This window comes from Roseobacter ponti, from assembly GCF_012932215.1.
Classification (GTDB): Bacteria; Pseudomonadota; Alphaproteobacteria; order Rhodobacterales; family Rhodobacteraceae; genus Roseobacter; species Roseobacter ponti.
The window spans coordinates 2881038-2904020 of record NZ_CP048788.1 but is presented as its reverse complement, the minus strand read 5'-3'; the positions used below and the strand labels follow the sequence as shown (position 1 = coordinate 2904020).

Sequence of the window (22983 nt, the reverse complement as noted above, 5' to 3'; positions counted from 1 at the left end):
CCGGCCAGCCTGAAGGCGCGACGCGCCCGGTGCAAGTCCGAAGACGACAGGCAATGTCGCGTTACCGGTTTTGTGTCTGCACTTTCGGGCCGGAGAGAAAAACGCCAAGCCCTGCGACCATCAGCAGAGCAGACAGGACAAACGGTGCACCGGGCATCCACAGCGGCGCGTCGGCATTGGTGAACCAGGCGAATGTGCCGGTCATCACCATCGGCGACAGGATCATGGCAAGGGCCGACAAAGAGGTCAGCGCGCCCTGCAATTCGCCCTGGGCATCCGCGCTGACCGCCCGCGACATGATCCCCTGCAGCGCCGGGGTGATCACCGCCGCGAGGGCTGCCAGCGGTGTCAGGATCAGCGCCAGCGTGCTGCTGGTGACAAAAGCCAGCGCCAGAAAGGCCGCGATGTCAAAGACATGGCCATAAACCACTGTGCCGCGCTCGCCCAGCAGACGCAGCACCGGCCGGATGAGACCACCCTGGACCACTGCCATCATGATCCCGAAAAGGGCAAGGCTGAGCCCGATCATCGCCGGATCCCAGCCAAAGCGGGCTTTGCCGAAAAACGACCATATTGCCGGATAGACCATGAAGGCCACCTGGTAGATGAAAAAGACCATCAGCAGCCGTCCCAGACCGGGAAGCCGGCGCAACTGGCGCAGGCTGCCCATCGGATTTGCACGCGCGCGGCTGAAGGGGCGGCGGATCGCATCCGTTACGGTCTCTTTGAGCACAAAGTAGCCGAAGACACCGTTGAGTGCGGCAAGTGCCGCGGCGGCGTAAAACGGCGCACGGGTGCCGAAGCCCGCCAGCAGGCCACCCATGAGCGGGCCAAGAACAAACCCCAGCCCGAAGGCCGCGCCCACAAGCCCGAAGTTGGCGGCGCGGTTTTCAGGCGCGGAGATGTCGGCCATATAGGCATTGGCGGTTGACTGGGTTGCTGCGGTAATGCCGCCGACAACGCGGCCCGCGAGAAGCAGCCATATGCTGCCAGCGACCGCCATGACAAGATAATCGAGTGCCATCACGACGAGGGAAATCAGCAGAACGGGGCGGCGTCCGAAACGGTCCGAGAGACCACCGATCACCGGTCCGAACAGGAACTGCATCACGGCAAAGGTGGTGGAGAGTACGCCGCCCCAGAGTGCTGCACTGGCCAGATTGCTGCCCTGCACCTCCTGTATCAGGTCGGGCATGACCGGGATGATCAGACCGATGCCCATCGCGTCGATCATCACCGTGATCAGGATGAAAACGACCGAAGGCTGCATCCGTTCAGAGCGCCCGTACCCTGGCAACAAAGGCACGTGCGGCAGCCGGTGCCTCGCCCATGCGGGCCTCCGGGTCAAAGAGCCCGTCGGGCAGATCGGGATGTGCTGCGCGCGCAACCGCGCTGAGGCTGCTGCCGGTGCGCAGCGCCTCCTGCACCAGCTTTTTCGTGGCGGCCTGAGCCTCGGGTCGCGGCGTATCGCGGGCCAGCGCAAAGCTCAGCGCCTCGGCAAAAACCATGTCCTGCCCGGCGGTGATGCCATCGCGCATGGTTTTCGGATCCGGTGCGAGGTCGCTCAGCACCTGTTTCGCGATCTGCAGGCCGGCAGCAGTGCTCAGCGCGATCTGAGGCACGACCGCCCATTCGGTGAACCATGCAGCACCATCGCGCTGATGCTGGTGCTGCGCCGATGCATGCAGCGCCGCCTGCAGGCCCGAAACCTGATGCGCGAGAGCGGCGAGCGCCGAGGGGGCCACGGGGTTCTGTTTCTGCGGCATGGTTGAGGACGCGCCGGCGCCCGAAAGCTGCACTTCGCCGATGCCGGTGGCGGCAAGGGCGGTGAGCGTCTGTCCCATCCCGCCCAGTGTTGCGGTAAGCCCGGCCATAAAGGAAGCGATGCGCTGCACCGGTCCGCGATCTGTGTGCCAGGACCGGCCCGGGTCGTGCAGCCCGAGGCCCTCTGCCAGTGCCGCGCGCAGGGCCGGCACATCAGGTCCAAGCTCCGAAGCCGTGCCCGCAGCCCCCGAAAGCGAGACCCACAGGCTCCGGTTCCGCAGATCAGGCAGCGCTTCCAGCGCATCCGCCAGCGGCATGCCCCAGCCGGCCAGAACCGCGCCCCAGCTCGTCGGTGTCGCCTGCTGGCCCCAGGTGCGCGCGGCCATCGGTGTCTGCGCATGTGCCTCCGCCTGATCGGCAAGCAGGGTCAGCACGGCGCGCAGATCGTCTTCGGCCAGCAGCAGAACCTGCCGCAGCCGCAGCATCAGACCGGTATCGACTATGTCCTGTGACGTGGCCCCCCGGTGCACAAACTGCGCATGTTCCGGCGCGTTCATTTCGCTGCGGAATGCCGCCACCAGCCCCGGTACAGGGACGCCGTTTGTCCCTGTCGTGGCGGCCAGCGCCCCGGGATCGATCTGGATCTCGAGCGACGCGCGGTGAATGGCGGCTGCACTGATCTCCGGGATGATCCCGGCTTTGCCCTGAGCTTTGGCCAGCGCCCCTTCAACCAGCAGCATGGCGCGCAAAGCCGCACTGTCTGAAAAGAGTCGGTCCACCTCGCCGGTCGGAAAAAGCTGTGCATGGAGAGGGCTGTCGAAGACGCTGGCTGCCATCGGCTCAGATATGTCCGGTGTCGCGCAGAAAGCCGGTGAGCACGCGGGCGTATTCTTCGGGCTGTTCAACGCAGGGCAGGTGGCCCGCTTTGCGGATCAGGTGGAATTTGCTACCGGGAATCAGCCCGATGGTCTCACGGACCAGATCCGGCGGGGTGGAGCCGTCTTCATCCCCCGCAATGCCAAGAGCAGGCAGACGCAGGCTGGCCGTTGTGGTGTAAAAGTCGGTGCCTGAGATAGCGGCTGAACACCCGACATAGCCGGTGTCCTCCTGCCGCGCCAGCATGTTGCGCCAGAGTTCGAGTTCGGGCGTGGCGCGGAAGGCCTTTGAAAACCAGCGTTCCATAACGGCATCCGCGAGGCTTTCTATCCCGCCCGCACGCACGGCGGCGATCCGGTCATCCCAAAGCGCCTGTGTGCCGATCCGCGCGCCGGTATTGGAGAGAACGATACCGCGCACCAGATCCAGCCGCTTTACCGCCAGCCCCTGGGCGATCATGCCGCCGATCGACAGCCCGACAAAGATGCAGTCTTTCACACCGAGATGATCCAGCAGCTTTTCAGCGTCGGTCACCAGAGAGCCCATGGAATAGGGTGCCGCAGGGCAGCCGGACAGCCCGTGCCCGCGTTTGTCATAGCGGATCACCCGCAGCCCGGCCGGCAGCAGCGGCAGCACCGGATCCCAGAGCCGCATATCGGTGCCCAGCGAATTGGCAAAGACCACCGGCGGGCCGTCGTCGGGCCCGTCCGTGCGGTAGTGAAGGCGGACATCTCCGAAATCAGCGATCTTCATGGGCACTCTCCGGGGTCAGACGGTGTAACGGCTGAGGGCTGTGATAAAAACGTCCGGATCCACATTGCCGCCCGATATGGTGACGATGACATCCTCGCCCGCGATCTCGTCGGCGTGAAAGAGCGCTGCGGCCACGGCCACGGCACCTCCGGGTTCGGCCACCAGTTTCAGCCGGCTGAAAAGATGTGCGACCGCGTGCAGCGCCTCTGCATCGGTGACGACAATGCCGGGGCCTGCGAGACGCTGCAGGATCGGAAAGGTGATCTGCCCGGGCTCGGGCGAGATGATGGCGTCACAGATACTGCCTGTAAGGGTCGCATTGCGCCGGATCTCACCGGCAGCAAGTGACCGGATCATGTCGTCAAAGTTCTCGGGCTCCACCGGACGCATGCGCAGGCCGGGCGCTTCGGCTTCGAGAGCAAGGGCGATCCCGGAGGCAAAGCCGCCGCCTCCGCAGCACACCAGAACATCTGCCTTTTCGATGCCCGCGGCAGCGGCCTGGCGGGCAATCTCGAGCCCGGCTGTGCCCTGTCCGGCGATCACCTCCGGCTCGTCAAAGGGCCGGATCAGGGTCAGACCACGCGCTGTGGCGATCTCAGATCCGATCGCATCGCGGTCTTCGGTGGAGCGGTCATAAAGCACCACTTCACCGCCCAGAGCGCGGGTATTGTCGATCTTCATCTTTGGCGCATCTGACGGCATGACGATCACCGAAGGCGTGCCGAATTCGGAGGCAGCGAGCGCTACGCCCTGCGCATGATTGCCGCTGGAATAGGCGATGACACCGCGCCTGCGGGTTTCATCGGACAGGGCGGAGACAGCAGCCCGCCCACCACGGTATTTAAAGCTGCCTGTATGTTGCAGGCATTCAGGTTTGATCCAGACACGCCTTCCGGCAACCCGGTCCAGAAAGGCCGAGCGCAAAAGCGGTGTTTCGACCACATGGCCGCGGATCCGCTCAGCGGCGGCACGGATCATTTCAATATTCATTTCAGCGCCTCAGTCCAGGTCTGCAGGGCTGCGATGGCCTCGGGCTCGTCCAGAAAAGGAATATGCCCGCGTCCGACCACCGTTGCCGTAATCATATCCGGTCTGCGCCGCTGCATCTCAGCCAGCGTTTCAGGCGTGAGAAGATCGGAGTTCTCGCCACGGATACAGGCCAGCGGCAGGCCCTCCATCGCATCGAAAAAGGGCCACAGATCCGGAGCAGCCTGCGCGCCCTGGCTTGCGACCGCGTCGCGCAGCTTCGGATCGTACGTGATCGTAAGGCCATCGCCGGACATTCTGAAATGCTTCAGCGACTCTTCCATCCAGCGTGAAAAAGGCACGTCTTTAAAGCCGGTCATCGTGCGTTCCAGCGCCCGTGCGGCATCCATATGGGTCTTCGCGCCCGGGTTCCGCCCGAGATATCCCATGATGAATTCCAGACCTTTGGGATCAATTTCAGGACCGATATCATTCAGGGCGACACCACAGAGCCGCTCCCTGTGCCCCATCGCCAGCCCCATCGCGTTGAGGCCGCCGCGCGAGGTGCCCAGGATCGCAACCCTGTCGAGACCCAGATGATCGAGCAGTTCAATCACGTCCCTGCACTCAACCGGCAGCGCGTAGTTCTGCCAGTGGCGGTCCCATGAAGATCTGCCCCGTCCCCGGTAATCAAGCCGGATCATCCGGCAGCCCCGCAGATACGGTGCGACATAATCGAAATCGGCAGTAGTGCGCGTCAGACCGGCGAGGCACAGCAGAGGCAGCCCGGTGCCTTCATCGGAATAATAAAGCGTCAGACCATCAGAGGTGAGAAATTCGCTCATCAGAGGCCCGCAAGCGCAGGAATACCCGTCAGATCGGGCATGGTGTGTGCCGGCGTCCAGGGCAGGCGATCCACCGGTTCGCCTGAGCGGTTAACCCAGGCTGTGGTAAAGCCGTAACCGGTAGCACAGGCGGCGTCCCAGCCATTGGACGAGACAAAGAGCACCTCGTCGTGCGCGCAGTCGAAACGTTTCCCGACAAGGTCATAGACCCGCGCATCGGGTTTGAAAACACCAACGGATTCTACTGACAGCACGTCATCCAGCACATCGCCGATGCCGGCCGAGTTGACGGCCCCCGAGAGCATATCCGGTGAGCCGTTGGAAAGGATCGCGGTGTTCATTCCGCCCGCTTTGAGGGCCGCAAGCATGGCCGGCACCTCCGGATAGGCCTGCAGTTCCCAGTAAAGCGCCAGCAGCCTTTCGCGCAGGTCCGGATTGCCCGCCACACCGTTGCGCTCCAGCGCCCAGTCGAGACCCTGCTGCGTGACCTGCCAGAAATCCTCATGCGCGCCCGCGACAGCCCGCAGCCAGGTGTATTGCAGCTGTTTCAGCCGCCAGTGCTCGGCCAGCACCTGCCAGGTGTCGCTGATCTGGGTAAAGGCGGGCTCTGAAGCCGCCTGACGGGCTGCTGCGGCGACGTCAAAAAGCGTGCCGTAGGCGTCAAACACACACGTGGTGACTGGCATAAGTCTGGGATCTCCCGGAAGGTCAGAGACAGAGTGTCACGCCTGCGTCCGCGCGAAAAGGGAGAAAACACGGGATTTTCGGGTTTACTCGCGCGGGCAGGACAGGCAGGTTGCTGCCATATCCGGAGAACCCGCGCAGATACGCGGCCTCCTGCATTCTTTCCCATACATTATCGGAGGACTTATGACCGAAGTAAAATCGGGCGATACAGTTGCCATTCACTACACCGGAACGCTGACAGATGGCACTACATTCGACAGCTCCGAGGGCCGTGACCCGCTTGAGTTCGTTGTCGGATCCGGACAGATCATCCCCGGCCTCGACACCGCAATGCCGGGCATGAAAGAGGGGGACAAAAAGACCGTCGAGATCCCCAGCGAGCAGGCCTACGGTCCGGTCAATCCTGAAATGCGCCAGGCTGTGCCGCGCGAAGGTATCCCGGATGAGATCCCGCTTGAGATCGGCACGCAGCTGCAGATGCAGACACCGGATGGCCAGGCGATGCCTGTGATGGTTGTCGAGGTAGACGAGGCGACCGTAACGCTCGACGCAAATCACCCGCTGGCCGGTAAAGACCTGCGGTTTGATATCGAACTTACGAAAATCGGCTGAAGGCCGGCGACCGGGCGGCTCAGTTGGTCGCCTGGTCCGCTTCGGGCCTGTTCACGGGCAGCTGTGAGCCTGGCAGGCTGGCCAGTTCCGGAGAGGGCTGACCTCCTGCCGCCTGCGGCTGCGGTCGGCCTGCTGCCAGAATTTCCTCGACAGATCCGCCGTCCAGAGCGGTTTCAACCATTGGTTTGAAGTCGTCGATCTTCTGCTGCAGTTGCGGCTGGATGACCGGATCCGACCACATCGCGGTCGAGAACACGATCGCTGTGATCGGCATCAGAACCTTTGCGTAAAAACGCGCGCTTGCAGCACGCTGCAGGCAGGCGATCTGGCGACGGTCTTTTTTATTCAGTCCTGGTGTCATGCCGGCATCTGTAAAAGCAGATTAGGGCGCGAGTGCGGCGAAAACATGGATTGATACCGGCAAAGAGTTTTGCCGGGGGAGAATTCAGAGGTTCTCGCTCTGTGGCATGCCAAGCACGTGAAATCCGCCATCGACACGCACGATCTCGCCCGTCGTGCAGGCACCCGCATCCGAGGCAAGCCAGACGGCCGTGCCGCCGACAGCCTCAAGCGTGGCATTCGAGCGCAAAGGCGCATTCTGATCGGTATGTTTATAGGTGCGCCGCGCGCCACCGATCGCGGCCCCGGCCAGCGTTTTCATCGGCCCCGGAGAGATCGCATTGACGCGGATGCCCTCAGGCCCGAGATCATTTGCAAGATACCGCGTGGCACTCTCGAGTGCGGCCTTGGCCACGCCCATCACGTTATAGCTCGGCGTCACCCGGTTCGATCCCATATAGGTCAGGGTCAGCAGGGTGCCGCCCTGGTCTTTCATCAGCGGATGCGCCCGGCGGGCGATCTCGATAAAGGAATAAGCGCTGATATCAAGCGAATTGCGGAAGTTGGCCCGTGAGGTGTTCAGGAACCGTCCTGTAAGCTCGGATTTGTCAGAAAAAGCAATGGCGTGCACGACGAAGTCAATCGTTGGCCAGCGGTTGCCGAGGGCCTCAAAAGCTGCATCCAGCGAGGCATCATCGGTCACATCCACATCGACCATGAAATCCGACCCCACGGATTCAGCCAGTGGTTTCAGACGCGAACCAAAGGCCTCTCCCTGATACGTAAAAGCCAGTTCAGCACCGGCGCCGGCCATCGCTTTTGCAATTCCCCAGGCAATCGAGCGCTCGTTCGCCACGCCCATGATAAGACCGCGTTTTCCTGCAAGAAGACCTGACATATGAGTGTTCCTCAGCCGTTATACTTCGACAAAATCATCGAGCCGTTGGTGCCGCCGAACCCGAAGGAGTTCGTCATCACGGAATCAAGCCCTGCGTTTTGTACGGATTTCAGGGCTACCTCGCCGGTCTGAATGGCCGGGTCGAGTTCCTGCACGTTGATGGATTTCGCAATGAAGTCATTTTCCAGCATCAGCAGGCTGAAGATGGCTTCCAGCGCACCGGCGGCCCCCTGGGCGTGACCGGTCATCGATTTAGTGGAACTGACCGGCGGGGTGCTGCCCTCGCCGAAGACACGGCGGACCGCTTCGATCTCGCCCACATCGCCCACCGGTGTCGAGGTGCCGTGCGCGTTGATGTAGCCCACTTTGCGCCCCTCGGGCAGGGTGCTCAGTGCCAGGCGCATAGCGCGCTCGCCGCCTTCGCCTGAGGGCGCGACCATGTCATGCCCGTCCGAGGTCGCGGCATAGCCGGTGACCTCGGCATAGATCTTTGCCCCCCGCGCCAGCGCGTGATCGAGATCTTCCAGCACCACGATGCCGCCACCGCCAGAGATGACAAACCCGTCGCGGTTGGCGTCGAAAGCGCGGCTCGCCTCTTTCGGGGTGTCGTTATACTTGCTGCTCATTGCGCCCATGGCGTCAAAGAGACAAGACAGTGTCCAGTCCAGCTCCTCGCCGCCGCCTGCGAACATCACATCCTGTTTGCCCAGCATGATCTGCTCGGCGGCATTGCCGATACAGTGCAGCGATGTCGAGCAGGCCGAGGTGATCGAATAGTTGATGCCCTTAATCTTATAGGCCGTACTGAGATTGGCGCTGACGGTGGAGGACATGCATTTGGGCACGGCAAAGGGGCCGATGCGTTTGGTGGCACCGGTCTCACGCACCACATTATGCGCGGTCAGCATGGCAGAGGTCGACGGCCCGCCGGAGCCTGCGACAAGCCCGGTGCGCGGGTTGGAGATAATGCTTTCATCGAGGCCTGCATCCGCAATCGCCTGACCCATCGCGATATGGGCATAGGCCGCACCCGGGCCCATGAAGCGAAGAGCGCGCTTATCGATATGCTCTGAGACGTCGATCTTGAGCGTGCCGGCGACCTGGCTGCGGAATCCGTGCTCCGCCATCTCGGAGCTTGCTTCGATGCCGCTGATGCCCGCTTTCAGAGATGCCAGAACTTCCTCAGCATTATTTCCGATGGATGAGACGATGCCCAGTCCTGTCACAACGACGCGGCGCATGGCGCTCTCCTTATTGTTCGTATCCGGTGGCGTCAGATCAGTTTTCTGACAGCGCAACCTTCATATCGGTGACCTGATAGATGGTCTCGCCATCTGCCTCCACACGGCCATTGGCCACGCCCATTGTCAAGCGCCGGGTCTGGATGGCCTTGGTGAAATCCACGTAATAGGTCAGCATCCTGCGGTCCGGGCGCACCATGCCGGTGAGCTTGACCTCGCCCACGCCAAGCGCATAACCGCGCCCCTGCCAGCCGCGCCAGCCGAGATTGAAACCGGTGAGCTGCCACAGCCCGTCAAGGCCGAGACAGCCGGGCATGATCGGGTTGCCGGGAAAATGGCAGTCGAAAAACCACAGATCGGGTGTGATATCAAATTCGGCCACCACATGGCCTTTGCCATGCTCGCCGCCGTCGCCCGAGATATCGGTGATCCGGTCCATCATCAGCATCGGCGGCTCGGGCAGCTGTGCGTTGCCGGGGCCGAAAAGCTCTCCGCGCGCGCATTTCAGCAGGTCTTCTTTTGCGAAACTGTTGGGATACTGGCTCATTTTCCGGTGCCTCCTGCGCGGCCGTTTTTTTTATGCTCTGACCCCTCTAGCACCGCGTTTACCTGTCCTGCAAGGGTGCGCCGGGCGTGCTGACCGGCTGCAACAGGCCTGCAACAGTCGGATCTGCCGCACCCGAAATACGACGAATGGAATTGAAAACCCGGCAGATAAGCCCTTATATTACCCACAGGAACCGGATGAGGCCGCAATGACACTGCAGCAAAATGACATCGGAGCGACCTGGCTTGCGAGGGCAGGCCTGCGACCTACGCGCCAGCGGGTGACGCTGGCGGGTCTTCTGATCGGCGACGGGCAGCACAGGCATGTGACTGCCGAGAGCCTTTTCGATGCCGCCAAAGCGCAGGGCGAAGCCGTTTCGCTGGCGACCGTCTATAATACGCTGCGCGCCTTTTGTGACGTGGGGCTGATGCAGGAAGTCACCGTGGACGGCTCCAAAAGCTATTTTGACACCAACACGCATGATCATCCGCATTTTTACTGGGAAGATGAGGCGCGGCTGACAGATGCCCCCTCCGACCAGCTGGTGATTTCGCGCGTGCCGGATGCCCCCGAGGGTGCCGAGATTGCCTCCGTGGATGTGGTCATCCGGTTACGTCGCAAAAAATGACGCAAACGGACCCGCGCTGACGGATCGGGCGGATAAGGTCTCCTCAGGTTCATCAGGGAGACGGGTATGGCGCAGCCTTTGATCAGCGGTCAGGACATCACATCTTATCAGCGCGACGGGGTTGTGCTGATCCGGGGGCTTTTTTCGCAGCATGTGGAGACCCTGCGCGCTGGCGTGGAACGGAACATGGCTGAGCCCGGGCCCTTTGCGTCCGAGAACCAGCGTGGCGGTGAGACGGGCCGCTTTTTTGACGATTACTGCAACTGGCAGCGCATCCCTGAATTTGAGCAGGTCGCCAGAGACCCCGCAATCGCATCTGCCGCCGCCACCCTGATGGGATCTGAGCGGGTGCAGCTTTTCCATGATCACGTTCTGGTCAAGGAACCGGGCACTTCGATGGCCACGCCCTGGCATCAGGATGCGCCTTATTACTTTGTCGAAGGGCAGCACACCGTGAGCTTCTGGGTGCCGCTTGATCCGGTCCGCGAGGCAAGCCTGCGCTGCGTGGCAGGCTCGCATCTGTGGGAGAAGGACGTGCTGCCCACACGCTGGGCCAGGGGCGATGCCTTCTTTGATCCCGCGCCTTATATGCCTGTCCCCGACCCCGAAGCCGAAGGCATGCCGGTCACTGAATACCAGATGCAGCCCGGAGACGCCGTGGCGTTTCATTTCCGGACCCTGCACGGCGCGCGTGGTAACAGCGCGGGGAGTCGCCGGCGGGCGTTTTCGCTGCGGCTTGTGGGGGATGATGCGCGCTATGTTGCGCGGCCCGGTCCGACGTCTCCACCCTTTCCGGGCCATGATATGGCGCCGGGGCAGGTGCTGCGTGAGGACTGGTTTCCCTTTTTGCAGTGACGCCCCCAACAGCAAGGCGCTGGACAGGTCAGACCGCAAAACGCGCTCTGGTGCGGTTGGCAAAGGCCACAAGCGTCAGCATCACGGGCACCTCGACCAGCACGCCGACGACTGTGGCCAGGGCCGCACCGGAGTTCAGGCCAAAGAGGCTGATTGCCACAGCAACAGCCAGCTCAAAGAAATTCGAGGTCCCGATGAGCGCGCAGGGGGCCGCGATCCGGTGCGGTACTTTCATCGCGAAAGCCGCCGCATAGGCGATGGCGAAAATCCCGTAGCTCTGCAGAATAATCGGCACTGCAATGAGCAGAATAACAAGCGGCTTCGCGACGATTGTCTGTCCCTGTAGTCCGAAAAGGATGACCACAGTGGCGACGAGACCGACGATGGAATAAGGCTTCACCTTTGCCTGAAACGCTTCAATCCGCTCCGGACTGCCCAGATGCCGGCGCGTCAGCAGACCCGCCGCAAGCGGCAGCGCCACAAACAGCAGCACCGACAGCACAAGCGTGCTCCAAGGCACAACAATATCTGTCACACCCAGCAGGAACGCCACAATGGGCGCAAATGCCACAACCATGATCAGATCATTGGCTGAGACCTGCAAAAGCGTGTAGCTGGCATCGCCCCGGGTCAGCTGGGACCAGACAAAGACCATTGCCGTGCAGGGGGCCGCCCCCAGCAGAATAAGCCCCGCGATATACTGCGACGCATCCTCAGGTGCTATCCACGGCGCGAATACAAACTCAAAGAAAACCACCGCAAGAGCGGCCATGGTAAAGGGTTTGATCAGCCAATTGACGACCAGCGTGATCATCAGACCGGCAGGCTGGCGCGCCACATCCCGCAACGATCCGGGATCAACGCCGACCATCATCGGGTAAACCATCGCCCAGATCAGAACGGCCACCACCAGATTGACCTGTGCAAATTCCGCGGCGGCAACGGTCGTCACCAGCCCGGGGACCAGATTGCCGAGTATAATGCCTGCGATCATCGCCAGCGCGATCCAGACTGAGAGATACTTTTCAAATACGCCCATTGAGATGTCTCTTTGCGCCCTGGCATCCGCGACCAGAGCGGCCACAGTTTCCGCCGCGATTAATGCGGGATCACCGGCAGATTGTACACCGCAGGCATGATATGCCGGCTGATCGGGATCAGGCCGTTTGTGATACGTTGCGCAAGGCCGGAAATCGTCCAATCAGCAGTCGGTAACCCGCAGAAGAATTCAACTGCAATCAGAACCACTGCCCCGGCTCCATCAGCCCCAGATCCAGAAGCTGGCGGGAATGCCATTCAAACCGCTCTGAGTTATGCCAGGTGAAATTTTCGATGTCATGCCGGCTCCCGGGATTGGTTTTCAGCGCTTTGGCCGTCCGGAACGAACAGATCGCTGCCGTGATGTTGTGATGCCACGGGCAGGCAAAAGTATTGTACTCTTCGTCTGAAAACGTGTGATCGGACCGCAGCTTCAGATCAGGTCTGGCGCGAAAAATGCCGATCCTGTCGATTTTGCGCCGCTCACCGGGCACGTGCTCTTCAAACCGCCAGCGCAGCCCGCCAAAGAAATCCAGTTGCCGCTCTTTGGGATGGTCATGATCGGCCGGATTCTTTCGGGCAAGTGCGTAATACCCCGACCGGTCGAGATGCGCGTTCTCCAGCGACACCGCATCGGGAAAAGCCCCAAGATCATGCGCGTAAAGGTCGACCACATAGGTCAGCATGGCGTCACGTCGCTCTTCGGTATGAAAGGCCAGCATTTCCCCGATGGTTCTGGTCTCGCAGAACGGGAAGAAGAGATATTCCGCGTTAAAGCAGTAATACATCCACACGCCAGGCGTCGAAGCCGCACAGATGCTGTTGACCGCGTGCTCCATGGCGCCTTCGGCGGTGGCGTCATAATCAATCCGGTGCACAACGGTCTGCAGATCGCGCGGCAGATCAAAGCCGGCGGGCATAAGCGCGATGACAGTCTTAAATCCTGACTGGTGATGATGGCGCAGCGTGGTATCCACTTCGACATCATCCTCGACCAGCACGATCGCAACCGGCCCTTTGCTCAGCGCATGTTTCCCCGTTTCGAGAAACTCCGGCAGGGTTTCGTACCGCATGTTGTGCTCCACCTCATCTGCGGCGGCAGAATCAGGGATTTCACACCGCATTGCAAGCCCCGCCGCAGGCTGGTACTCAGCGCGCCAGTCACCCTCAGACCGGACCGATGCGATGACCGCGCCCAAAAAGCTCTTTATCAGGACCTACGGCTGTCAGATGAACGTCTATGACAGCGAGCGCATGGCCGAATCCCTCGGCGGTCAGGGCTATGTGGAAACGCAGCGTGCGGAAGAGGCAGACATGATCCTGCTCAACACCTGCCACATCCGCGAAAAAGCCGCTGAGAAAGTATATTCAGAGCTTGGCCGGCTGAAACCTCTCAAGGCCGCGAACCCTGATCTTAAGATCGGCGTCGCAGGCTGTGTGGCTCAGGCCGAGGGCGAGGAGATCATGCGCCGCCAGCCCGCCGTGGATCTGGTCGTCGGGCCGCAGTCGTATCACCGGCTGCCTGAGATGGAGCAAAGTCTGCGTGAGGGCAAAAAAGCGCTCAATACAGACTTCCCGCAGGAGGACAAATTCGAGGTGCTGAAATCGCGCCCCAAAGCCCGCCGCGCGCCGTCTGCTTTTCTGACCGTGCAGGAGGGGTGCGATAAATTCTGCGCCTTCTGCGTGGTGCCCTACACCCGCGGCGCCGAAGTAAGCCGCCCTGTGAGCCGCATTCTGGAAGAAGCGCGGAATCTTACGGAACGCGGAGTGCGCGAGATCACCCTGCTGGGCCAGAATGTGAATGCCTATCACGGCGACGGGTCAGATGGCGTCGAACAGACACTGGCCGGGCTGATCTGGCGTCTCAACGGGATCGACGGTCTGGAGCGCATCCGCTACACCACCTCGCACCCCAACGACATGCATGACGATCTGATCGCGGCCCATGCTGAATGCGACAAGCTGATGCCCTATCTGCATCTGCCCGTACAATCGGGATCCGACCGGATCCTCAAACGCATGAATCGCAGCCACACAGCAGAAAGCTATCTGCGGCTCATTGAAAAGATCCGGGCCGCCCGTCCCGATATTCTGATGTCGGGCGATTTCATCGTGGGCTTTCCCGAAGAGACAGAAACCGATTTCCAGGCAACACTCGATCTGATTTCGGAAGTGAACTATGGCTATGCCTATTCGTTCAAATACTCCTCCCGTCCTGGCACGCCGGCCGCAGAACGCGCCCAGGTCGATCCGGCGGAGGCCGATGACAGGCTGCAGCGGATCCAGGCGCTGATCACAAAGCAGCAGCAGGAAATCCAGGCGGATATGGTCGGGCGCGACCTGAATGTGCTCGTCGAAAAGCCCGGCCGCGAGGCAGGGCAGATGGTAGGCAAATCCGAATACCTGCACGCGGTTCACATCGAAAATTCGGATGCTGCGGTCGGCGACATGGTCCGGGTGAGAATCGTTGAGGCCAAACGCAACTCACTCTCTGCTGTCAGCCGCTGAAAATCATAGTGCACAGAGCCGGCACGACGCCTTCCGACCGTGGCTGGCGACAATTCCGGCGCTTTGCCTGGTGCCTTTATCCGTTTTCTGCACTGCGACCGTCAAAACACCTCCGGAACAGCTTGCACAGCAGGTCGGGAATTGGCACCGTTCTCTCAGGCCCCATTCCTCAAGGAGCAGGTATTGCCCTCCAGTGACACAAGTGCCACCGACACCCTGACTGCGGCCCCGGGCGGTGTGGTTGAGTTTCCCGACAACAGGCTGCTGATTGACCTGTGCGGCCCCTACGATGCCAACCTTGCACAGATCGAAAAGGCGCTGGGCGTCCAGATTGTGCGGCGCGGCAATCAGCTTGCCGTCATCGGGGATGCCGATGCCGGCACCGACGCGATGCGAGTGCTGCACGCACTCTATACGCGGCTGGAAAGCGGCCGTGTGGTCGAAACCGCAGACGTTGACCGCGAGCTGCGCATGGGCCCCTTTGAGGAAGCCACGCCCGAAGACGGCGACCAGCTCGAAATGCCGATCGGCAACCGTATCGAAATCCAGACCCGCAAAAAGCGCGTTGAGCCACGCACCGACGCTCAGAAAAACTATGTCCAGGCACTTTTCGAAAATGAACTGGCCTTCGGGATCGGTCCGGCAGGCACCGGTAAAACCTATCTCGCCGTGGCCGTTGGCGTGTCGATGTTTCTGACAGGTCAGGTGGATAAAATCATCCTGTCGCGTCCCGCCGTTGAAGCGGGTGAACGTCTGGGCTTTCTGCCCGGCGACATGAAAGACAAAGTCGATCCCTATATGCAGCCGCTCTACGACGCGCTGGGGGATTTCCTGCCGGGCAAGCAGCTGGCGAAACTCATCGAGGAAAAGCAGATCGAAATCGCGCCCCTTGCCTTCATGCGCGGGCGCACACTTTCCAACGCCTTTGTCGTGCTTGACGAAGCACAGAACGCCACCTCCATGCAGATGAAAATGTTTCTCACCCGCCTCGGTGAAGGCTCGCGCATGGTCATCACCGGCGACCGCACACAGATCGACCTGCCGCGCGGTGTCTCCTCAGGCCTCGCCGACGCTGAACGACTGCTCAGAACGATCCCGAAAATCAGCTTCAGTTACTTCACGTCGAAAGATGTCGTACGCCACCCGCTGGTCGCGGCCATCATCGAAGCCTATGAGGCTGACACAGACAGCTCATGACGCCGAAATCTTCTCTGGCTGCAAATATCCCGGGGGTATGGGGGCTGGCCCCCATGGGTTCCTGAATGGCACCGGATATCCTGATCGAAGACCCTCGCTGGCAGGACTGCGAATTCGAACGCCTTGCAACAAGGGCTCTGGCGACCACGCTGGCGCATCTGGGGCTTGCGGATGCGGTTGCCGAAATCTCCCTGCTCGCCTGCAATGACGCACGCATCGCCGGCCTGAATACGGATTTCCGTGACAAAGCAGGGCCCACCAATGTGCTGAGCTGGCCCGCGGCTGAACTTGCGGCGGCAGAGCCCGGCCGAACCCCGCAACCGCCCGTGCCGGGCATTGACGGCACGCTCGAACTGGGAGATATCGCGATTGCTTTCGAGACCTGCAGGCGCGAAGCAACGGACCAGGGGATTCCCATGGACGGTCATGTAACGCATCTTATCGTTCACGGGCTGTTACATCTTCTGGGCTATGACCACATCCGTGACGCCGATGCCACGCTGATGCAGCGGCTGGAAACTGAAATACTTGGCAAAATGGGTCTTGATGACCCATACAGGACATAAGGGCGGCATCGCGCCGTCACTATTCGGAAAAGGACCCGATGGGCGACAACGACGGATCTTCTGAGGCGGCGCGTAGCGCGCAGCCGGAAAGCAATACACCGACCGAGGCGGAACCTTCCAGGCCGGGAGGCTTTTTCAGCCGGGTATTCGATGCACTGAGCCCCGGAGAAACCGGAGAGGCCGGCCCGCTGGACGGCGACACCGAACACAGGCGCCAGACCCACGGCATGATCAATCTGCGCCGTATGCGGGTCGAGGACGTCTCGGTACCCAAAGCCGATATCACCGCGCTTCCCGAAACCGCGACCCTTGATGAGGCCGTGCAGGTGTTCAAGGACAGCGGGCTGACGCGCCTGCCGGTCTATGACGGCACGCTGGATACACCGGTTGGCATGCTGCACCTGAAAGACATCGCGCTGACCCACGGGTTTAACGGTGGCGGCGCTGATTTCGACATGCAGGCGATGGTCCGGCCGCTGCTTTTCGTGCCGCCCTCAATGAGCATCGGTGTGCTGCTGACAAAAATGCAGTCTGAACGCCGCCACATGGCGCTTGTCATCGATGAATACGGCGGCGTCGACGGACTGGTCACTATCGAGGATCTGATCGAACAGGTAATCGGTGAGATCGAAGATGAACATGACGTGGACGAAGGACTTTTCTGGACCGAGGAAAAGCCGGGCTGCTACCTCGCGCTTGCCAAGACGCCGCTCGACGCCTTCGAGGCAGAGATAGGTCAGTCCCTGACAGACCATGATGAGGTCGATGAAGAAGAGATCGACACGCTTGGCGGTCTCGTCTTTATGCTGTCGGGCCGGGTTCCGGCGCGCGGTGAAGTGGTTGTGCACCCGGACGGCCCCGAATTCGAGGTTCTGGACGCTGATCCGCGGCGCATCAAACGGTTGCGCGTACGCACCGCGCCCCCGGTTACTTGACGGAAAACAAAACGGCGTCGCGGCAGAAACCCTGGCGCTGGTATGCCCGCATGCCGCTCTGGCAGCGCATGGCTATCGCCGCGCTGACCGGCGCTGGTGCGGCGCTGGGGCAGGCACCCTGGGATCAGACGCTGCTGATGCTGCTCCTTCTGTCGATCGGTTTCCTGATGCTGCGCCGCCAGAAGACGGCCCGGCACGCAGGTGCTGTGGGCTGGGCTTTTGGCACCGGTTATTTTGCTCTGGCTCTGCACTGGATCGTTGAGCCGTTTCAGGTGGATGCGGCACGACATGCCTGGATGGCGCCTTTCGCACTGCTGTTTCTGAGCACCGGGCTTGCGCTGTTCTGGGGAGGGGCTTTCTGGGCCGCCCGCGCGCTTTCACCGCGTACATGGCCGCTGATCCTGACCTGGACGGCCGCGGAAATTCTGCGGGCATACGTATTCACCGGCTTTCCCTGGGCAAGCCCCGCGCAGTCGCTGATCGACGGACCGGCCAGCAAGGCGCTGGCTCTTTCCGGCCCGCACGGGGCGATGCTATGGCTGATGTGTCTTGCGTGGCTGCTGTCTTTCCCGGCTGTTTTTCGCGATCGTCCGGTCATGCGTGCGGCCCAGGTTACCGCGCTGGTCTGTGCTGCACTGCTCTTTCATCTGCCGCTTTCCGCACCACCGCCCGCGCTTACAGACCACACCGTCAGGCTAATACAGCCCAATGCAGCGCAGCACCTGAAATGGCAGCCCGGCAACGCAGAGCTCTTTTTCCGGCGCCAGCTTGAGCTGACGGCAGAGGCGCCTTCGGATCCTGACAACCCGCCCGCTCTGGTGATCTGGCCTGAAACCGCCATTCCCTGGACCCTTGACCGCGCGGGCCCGGCGCTTGAACAGATCGTGCAGACGACTACGGCTCCTGTGGTTCTGGGCGCGTTGAGGCTGGATACGACCGGGCTCTATAATTCCCTCGTGGTGCTGCAGGAGGACGGAGCCCCCGGTCAGGTCTACGACAAACACCACCTGGTGCCCTTTGGTGAATACATTCCGCTGAGTTCCCTTGCCGACCGGCTGGGGATCAGCGGGCTGGCAGCAAACGGACGTGGCTTCAGCGCCGGGCCCGGTCCGGGGCTGCTTGATTTCGGGCCGCTGGGCCAGGCGCTGCCACTTATCTGTTACGAGGCCGTCTTCTCGCGTGGTCTGTTCGGCACTCCGGAAAGGCCGGACTTTCTGTTGCAGATCACCAATGACGCGTGGTTCGGGCAGGGTGCAGGTCCAGCGCAGCATCTGGCACAGGCCCGTATGCGCGCGATCGAACAGGGTCTGCCCCTGATGCGATCGGCCAACACCGGCATTTCGGCCATGATTGATCCCCGGGGCCGCATCACCGCCAGCCTTGCAACAGGTATCGCCGGGGGGCTTGATGCCCGACTGCCTGCACCCGGGGCGCCTACGCTCTTCAGCCGGACCGGCAATCTGCCGGTATTTATCGTTTTGGGTGCGGGACTCGCAGGTCTGATCCTGCGGAACCTGAAAAACCGTAACGCCGCCGCGAGATTCAGAAAATAGCATTTGACGCCCGCGTGCCTGCCACGTAACCACAGCCGAACGTGTTCCAACGGCTTCCTGACGGCGCACGGTTTTTTCAATGGAGCGATACATGTCCCGACAGAATTATACTTTTACTTCGGAATCCGTTTCCGAGGGTCACCCCGATAAGGTCTGTGACCGGATTTCCGACGCGGTGCTTGACGCCTTTCTCGGGGAAGAACCTGAAGCGCGCGTCGCTGCGGAAACCTTTGCCACAACGAACCGGGTTGTGATCGGCGGAGAGGTCGGACTGTCCGACAAAAACAAGCTGAACGAATACATGGGGCGGATCGAAGAGATCGCGCGCGCCTGCATCCGGGACATTGGTTATGAGCAGGATAAATTTCACCACGCCACATGCCAGATCACCAACCTGCTGCATGAGCAGTCGGCACACATCGCCCAGGGGGTAGATGCAGCAGCTGATAAGGACGAAGGGGCGGGGGATCAGGGCATTATGTTCGGTTTTGCCACGCGCGAGACACCCGAACTGATGCCGGCGCCCATCCATTACGCTCATGCGATCCTGCGCCGTCTCGCAGAGGTGCGAAAAGACGGCACCGAGCCGACGCTGCGTCCCGATGCCAAGAGCCAGCTCTCGGTACGGTATGAAAACGGCAAACCGGTGGGGGTATCGTCAATTGTTCTGTCTACTCAGCACGCGGATGCCTCGCAGACCTCCGCTGACATCCGCGCCATCGTGGAACCCTATATCCGGGAGGTCCTGCCCGAGGGGTGGGTCACTGAAGACACTGAATGGTGGGTAAATCCAACGGGCACCTTTGTGATTGGTGGCCCGGACGGTGATGCGGGCCTGACAGGGCGTAAGATCATCGTGGACACCTATGGCGGTGCAGCACCACACGGCGGCGGCGCGTTTTCCGGCAAAGACCCGACAAAAGTTGATCGCTCTGCGGCTTATGTCGCACGCTATCTGGCAAAAAATGTCGTTGCAGCCGGTCTGGCGGACAAATGCACCATCCAGCTCAGCTATGCGATCGGGGTCTCGAAACCTTTGTCCATTTACTGCGATACCTTTGGAACCGGCGACGTACAGGATGCGGCGATTGAGAAAGCGATCAGGCAGATAATCGACCTGACGCCACGCGGGATCCGCAACCACCTGCAACTCAACAGGCCAATTTACGAGCGCACGGCGGCCTATGGCCACTTCGGGCGTGCGCCTGACGACGACGGCGGGTTCAGCTGGGAAAAAACAGATCTGGTCGATGCGCTGAAATCGGCCGTCTGATCCGAAGGCGCAGCTGACGCTGCACGACATGCCGCCCGTTTCTGCCTCCGGCAGAAACGGGCGTGTTCGTTTGCGGTGCCCGCAAACTCATCCCGGGCGGAGAGGGCGTTGCAGTCGCTCAGACGCCTGGTTACACGGCGGGCATGACAGATATGCCCCAACGCCCGCGCCGCAATTTTTATGGTCGCCTGAAAGGTAAAACGCTGAAGAAATCCCAGCGGGGGTATCTCGATGCGGATCTGGCCGGGCTGTCGCCTGGTGCTGTCAGCTGGGAAGAGAACCCTGAACGCAGGCCGCTGGATGTCGCGGCGCTGTTTTCCGGGCGACCGCTCTGGCTCGAGATCGGATTTGGCGGTGGCGAGCATATGGTGCATCAGGCACAGCAGAACCCGGACAGGGGTATCATCGGCGCGGAACCCTATATCAACGGTGTGGCGATGCTGCTCGGTAAAATCCGTCGGGCGGGCGTGGACAATGTCGCGGTCTATCCCGGCGATGCGCGCGATCTGATGGATGTGCTGCCCGAGGCTTCGGTGGCGCGGGCGTTTCTGCTCTATCCCGACCCTTGGCCGAAAACCCGCCACCACCGGCGCCGGTTCGTCACAGCTGAGCACCTTGAGCCGCTTGCGCGGGCGATGAAGCCGGGCGCGATCTTCCGTGTTGCCACGGATATTGGGGATTACGTGCGCCAGACGCTCGAAGAGGTGCCGCGCTGTGGGTTTGACTGGCTGGCGGAGCGTCCGTCGGACTGGCAAAAGCCCTGGGACGACTGGATCCCCACGCGCTATGAGCAGAAAGCCATCCGCGAAGAGCGCACACCGCACTATCTGACTTTCCGAAGACACTGAGTCCGCGCATGCCAGGGCTGGACCATGGCGGGGTCAGCAGGTAAGCCACTGCAAAACTGAGCAAAGCAGGACCTGACCCTATGTCGAGCCACGGCGTGCCGATCCCGATGACTTCCCGCCCCTGCGGCCCGCTGAAAGGCGAGGCCCGTGTGCCCGGCGACAAATCAATCTCTCACCGCGCGCTGATCCTTGGCGCTTTGTCGGTGGGCGAAACCCGGATTTCCGGTCTGCTCGAAGGGCAGGACGTTCTGGACACGGCGAAGGCCATGCGGGCCTTTGGCGCGGAAGTCACCGATCACGGTGAGGGAAACTGGAGCGTTCACGGAGTCGGCACGGGCGGTTTTGCCGAACCGGAAAACGTCATCGACTGCGGCAATTCCGGCACCGGCGTCCGACTGATCATGGGCGCTATGGCGACCTCTCCGGTGACCGTGACCTTTACCGGCGACGCCTCGCTCAACGGGCGCCCTATGGCCCGTGTTACCGATCCTCTGGCGCTTTTCGGCGCGCGCTCTTATGGGCGGGCAGGCGGTCGGCTGCCGATGACAGTGGTCGGGGCAGCCGACCCTGTGCCGGTGAATTATACCGTGCCTGTGCCCTCGGCCCAGGTCAAATCGGCGGTCCTTCTGGCAGGTCTCAATGCGCCGGGCAAAACCGTGGTCATCGAAGCGGAGGCCACCCGCGATCACACAGAACGCATGCTGGCAGGCTTTGGCGCTGAAATCACTGTTGCAGATTCAGAGGCAGGCCGGGTCATCACGCTGACCGGCCAGCCTGAACTGAAACCACAACAGATCGACGTGCCCCGCGACCCGTCGTCCGCGGCTTTTCCTGTCTGTGCAGCGCTGATTGTACCGGGCTCGGATGTGCTGGTGCCGGGCATTGGTCTCAACCCGACGCGGGCCGGTCTTTTCGCTACCCTGCGCGACATGGGCGCTGATCTTACCTATGAAAACGAACGGACCGAAGGCGGTGAGCCGGTGGCCGATCTGCGCGCACGTTTTTCGCCGGATCTGCAGGGCATCGAAGTGCCACCGGCCCGTGCAGCCAGTATGATCGACGAATACCCGGTGTTGTCTGTTGTTGCGGCCTTTGCAAAGGGCGAAACCGTGATGCGCGGTGTCAGGGAACTGCGTGTCAAGGAAAGCGACCGCATTGATGCGATGGCTGCCGGGCTGCGCGCCAACGGCGTGACGGTGGAGGACGGCCCGGACTGGTGGACGGTCACAGGTGCCGGTCACGGTAACGTACCGGGTGGCGCTACCTGTGCCAGCCATCTTGATCACCGCATCGCGATGTCTTTTCTGATCCTTGGAATGGCGACGCAGAAGCCTGTCTCTCTTGATGATGGCGGGCCGATTGCTACGTCCTTCCCGGTGTTCGAGCCGCTGATGTCCGGTCTGGGCGCGCAGATCCAGCGCTCCAACCGCTGAGTGCCCGGATGAAAGGGCCTTATACCATTGCAATCGACGGACCGGCTGCTGCGGGCAAAGGCACGGTGTCCAGAGCGGTTGCCGCACACTTCGGTTTTGCACATCTTGATACCGGACTGCTCTATCGGGCGGTCGGGGCTAGAATGCTGCTGGGGCAGGACCCGGCGACTGCGGCGCGGGAACTGGCAGCGGCTGATCTCGAGGCGGGCGATCTGCGGGGTCCGGAGGTTGCGGACGCGGCGAGCCGCGTGGCTGTGGTGCCCGAAGTACGCGCCGCGCTTCTTGATTTTCAGCGCAGCTTTGCCCGACGGGCGGGTGGCGCAGTTCTCGACGGGCGCGACATCGGCACTGTCATCTGCCCGAACGCCGAGGTGAAGCTTTTTGTCACAGCCAGTGCACCGGTGCGTGCCGCGCGGCGGCATGCCGAACTGGTCGCAGCCGGTTCAGCGATCAGCCCCGAACAGGTCCTGGCAGATGTGCGGGAGCGTGATGCGCGTGACAGCTCGCGCACCGCATCGCCGCTGGTTCCTGCAGAAGATGCCGTAACGATAGACACATCGGATATGAGCATTGATGCCGCCGTTGACGCCGCTCTGGCGGTAGTGACAGAGCGGCGATAGC

Annotated in this window: 24 protein-coding genes and 1 riboswitch; of the genes, 12 read left to right on the top strand and 12 right to left on the bottom strand. The window is 61.7% G+C overall.

What is annotated here, in order from left to right:
• Positions 1 to 61: 61 nt before the first annotated feature.
• From G3256_RS13775 to G3256_RS13750, 6 genes are read right to left on the bottom strand one after another with little or no spacing between them, the layout of a single operon-like run.
• Positions 62 to 1270 carry a TCR/Tet family MFS transporter gene (locus G3256_RS13775; RefSeq protein WP_169641371.1) on the bottom strand — a complete coding sequence of 403 codons (1209 nt, stop codon included), beginning with the start codon at positions 1268 to 1270 and terminating at the stop codon, positions 62 to 64.
• A 4-nt stretch (positions 1271 to 1274) separates the two neighbouring features.
• On the bottom strand, positions 1275 to 2600 hold the full coding sequence (locus G3256_RS13770) for a lyase family protein (protein WP_169641370.1): 1326 nt from the start codon (positions 2598 to 2600) through the stop codon (positions 1275 to 1277).
• Between the two features lie 4 nt (positions 2601 to 2604).
• On the bottom strand, positions 2605 to 3393 hold the full coding sequence (gene pcaD, locus G3256_RS13765) for a 3-oxoadipate enol-lactonase (protein ID WP_169641369.1): 789 nt from the start codon (positions 3391 to 3393) through the stop codon (positions 2605 to 2607).
• A 15-nt stretch (positions 3394 to 3408) separates the two neighbouring features.
• Entirely contained in the window at positions 3409 to 4383 is a 975-nt protein-coding gene (locus tag G3256_RS13760) for a threonine ammonia-lyase (protein WP_169641368.1), read from the bottom strand.
• Positions 4380 to 5204, bottom strand: coding sequence for an alpha/beta fold hydrolase (locus G3256_RS13755; protein WP_169641367.1), 825 nt, complete (start codon positions 5202 to 5204; stop codon positions 4380 to 4382). The genes G3256_RS13760 and G3256_RS13755 overlap by 4 nt, the downstream gene beginning before the upstream one ends.
• Complete coding sequence (locus G3256_RS13750; protein WP_169641366.1) at positions 5204 to 5890, bottom strand: haloacid dehalogenase type II; 687 nt, start codon at positions 5888 to 5890, stop codon at positions 5204 to 5206. Before G3256_RS13750 ends, G3256_RS13755 begins: the two co-directional genes overlap by 1 nt.
• Before the next feature lie 184 nt (positions 5891 to 6074).
• On the opposite strand from G3256_RS13750, the gene G3256_RS13745 reads away from it, so the two are divergent.
• Positions 6075 to 6503 carry an FKBP-type peptidyl-prolyl cis-trans isomerase gene (locus G3256_RS13745; RefSeq protein WP_169641365.1) on the top strand — a complete coding sequence of 143 codons (429 nt, stop codon included), beginning with the start codon at positions 6075 to 6077 and terminating at the stop codon, positions 6501 to 6503.
• Positions 6504 to 6522: 19 nt separating this feature from the next.
• Here G3256_RS13745 and G3256_RS13740 read toward each other — a convergent pair whose 3' ends face one another.
• The 4 genes from G3256_RS13740 to fabA all read right to left on the bottom strand — a co-directional run bounded on the left by G3256_RS13740 (position 6523) and on the right by fabA (position 9528).
• Positions 6523 to 6864, bottom strand: a complete 342-nt coding sequence (locus tag G3256_RS13740) for a hypothetical protein (RefSeq protein WP_169641364.1) — start codon at positions 6862 to 6864, stop codon at positions 6523 to 6525.
• Between the two features lie 84 nt (positions 6865 to 6948).
• Entirely contained in the window at positions 6949 to 7740 is a 792-nt protein-coding gene (locus G3256_RS13735; protein WP_169641363.1) for an enoyl-ACP reductase FabI, read from the bottom strand.
• An 11-nt stretch (positions 7741 to 7751) separates the two neighbouring features.
• Entirely contained in the window at positions 7752 to 8981 is a 1230-nt protein-coding gene (gene fabB, locus G3256_RS13730) for a beta-ketoacyl-ACP synthase I (RefSeq protein ID WP_169641362.1), read from the bottom strand.
• 37 nt (positions 8982 to 9018) lie between these two features.
• Positions 9019 to 9528 (bottom strand): bifunctional 3-hydroxydecanoyl-ACP dehydratase/trans-2-decenoyl-ACP isomerase, encoded by a 510-nt coding sequence (gene fabA, locus G3256_RS13725; RefSeq protein WP_169641361.1) that lies wholly within the window; start codon positions 9526 to 9528, stop codon positions 9019 to 9021.
• Positions 9529 to 9736: 208 nt separating this feature from the next.
• Between fabA and irr the strand changes: the two genes are divergently transcribed.
• Together irr and G3256_RS13715 are read left to right on the top strand one after the other, a co-directional pair.
• Positions 9737 to 10156: a Fur family transcriptional regulator Irr gene (irr, locus tag G3256_RS13720; RefSeq protein WP_169641360.1), complete on the top strand. Its 420-nt coding sequence runs from the start codon at positions 9737 to 9739 to the stop codon at positions 10154 to 10156.
• 66 nt (positions 10157 to 10222) lie between these two features.
• Complete coding sequence (locus G3256_RS13715) at positions 10223 to 11011, top strand: phytanoyl-CoA dioxygenase family protein (RefSeq protein WP_169641359.1); 789 nt, start codon at positions 10223 to 10225, stop codon at positions 11009 to 11011.
• Between the two features lie 28 nt (positions 11012 to 11039).
• Here the strand turns inward: G3256_RS13715 and arsB are convergent, their stop codons facing one another.
• Positions 11040 to 12050, bottom strand: coding sequence for an ACR3 family arsenite efflux transporter (arsB, locus tag G3256_RS13710; protein ID WP_169641358.1), 1011 nt, complete (start codon positions 12048 to 12050; stop codon positions 11040 to 11042).
• A gap of 199 nt (positions 12051 to 12249) precedes the next feature.
• Positions 12250 to 13122: a hypothetical protein gene (locus G3256_RS13705; protein ID WP_169642446.1), complete on the bottom strand. Its 873-nt coding sequence runs from the start codon at positions 13120 to 13122 to the stop codon at positions 12250 to 12252.
• 112 nt (positions 13123 to 13234) lie between these two features.
• Between G3256_RS13705 and miaB the strand changes: the two genes are divergently transcribed.
• The 9 genes from miaB (at position 13235) to G3256_RS13660 (ending at position 22982) form a co-directional block, all read left to right on the top strand.
• Positions 13235 to 14557, top strand: a complete 1323-nt coding sequence (gene miaB, locus G3256_RS13700; protein ID WP_169641357.1) for a tRNA (N6-isopentenyl adenosine(37)-C2)-methylthiotransferase MiaB — start codon at positions 13235 to 13237, stop codon at positions 14555 to 14557.
• A gap of 183 nt (positions 14558 to 14740) precedes the next feature.
• Complete coding sequence (locus G3256_RS13695) at positions 14741 to 15754, top strand: PhoH family protein (protein WP_169641356.1); 1014 nt, start codon at positions 14741 to 14743, stop codon at positions 15752 to 15754.
• Positions 15755 to 15819: 65 nt separating this feature from the next.
• Positions 15820 to 16320 carry an rRNA maturation RNase YbeY gene (ybeY, locus tag G3256_RS13690; protein WP_169641355.1) on the top strand — a complete coding sequence of 167 codons (501 nt, stop codon included), beginning with the start codon at positions 15820 to 15822 and terminating at the stop codon, positions 16318 to 16320.
• Between the two features lie 38 nt (positions 16321 to 16358).
• Entirely contained in the window at positions 16359 to 17255 is an 897-nt protein-coding gene (locus G3256_RS13685) for a hemolysin family protein (RefSeq protein WP_169641354.1), read from the top strand.
• A 50-nt stretch (positions 17256 to 17305) separates the two neighbouring features.
• On the top strand, positions 17306 to 18808 hold the full coding sequence (gene lnt, locus G3256_RS13680; RefSeq protein WP_169641353.1) for an apolipoprotein N-acyltransferase: 1503 nt from the start codon (positions 17306 to 17308) through the stop codon (positions 18806 to 18808).
• Between the two features lie 38 nt (positions 18809 to 18846).
• A riboswitch (SAM-SAH riboswitch) is annotated at positions 18847 to 18895 on the top strand.
• 4 nt (positions 18896 to 18899) lie between these two features.
• Positions 18900 to 20081, top strand: a complete 1182-nt coding sequence (gene metK, locus G3256_RS13675) for a methionine adenosyltransferase (protein ID WP_169641352.1) — start codon at positions 18900 to 18902, stop codon at positions 20079 to 20081.
• 143 nt (positions 20082 to 20224) lie between these two features.
• Entirely contained in the window at positions 20225 to 20929 is a 705-nt protein-coding gene (trmB, locus tag G3256_RS13670) for a tRNA (guanine(46)-N(7))-methyltransferase TrmB (RefSeq protein ID WP_169641351.1), read from the top strand.
• A gap of 80 nt (positions 20930 to 21009) precedes the next feature.
• Positions 21010 to 22362, top strand: a complete 1353-nt coding sequence (gene aroA / locus G3256_RS13665) for a 3-phosphoshikimate 1-carboxyvinyltransferase (RefSeq protein ID WP_169641350.1) — start codon at positions 21010 to 21012, stop codon at positions 22360 to 22362.
• Between the two features lie 8 nt (positions 22363 to 22370).
• On the top strand, positions 22371 to 22982 hold the full coding sequence (locus G3256_RS13660) for a (d)CMP kinase (protein ID WP_169641349.1): 612 nt from the start codon (positions 22371 to 22373) through the stop codon (positions 22980 to 22982).
• Position 22983: the final 1 nt, after the last annotated feature.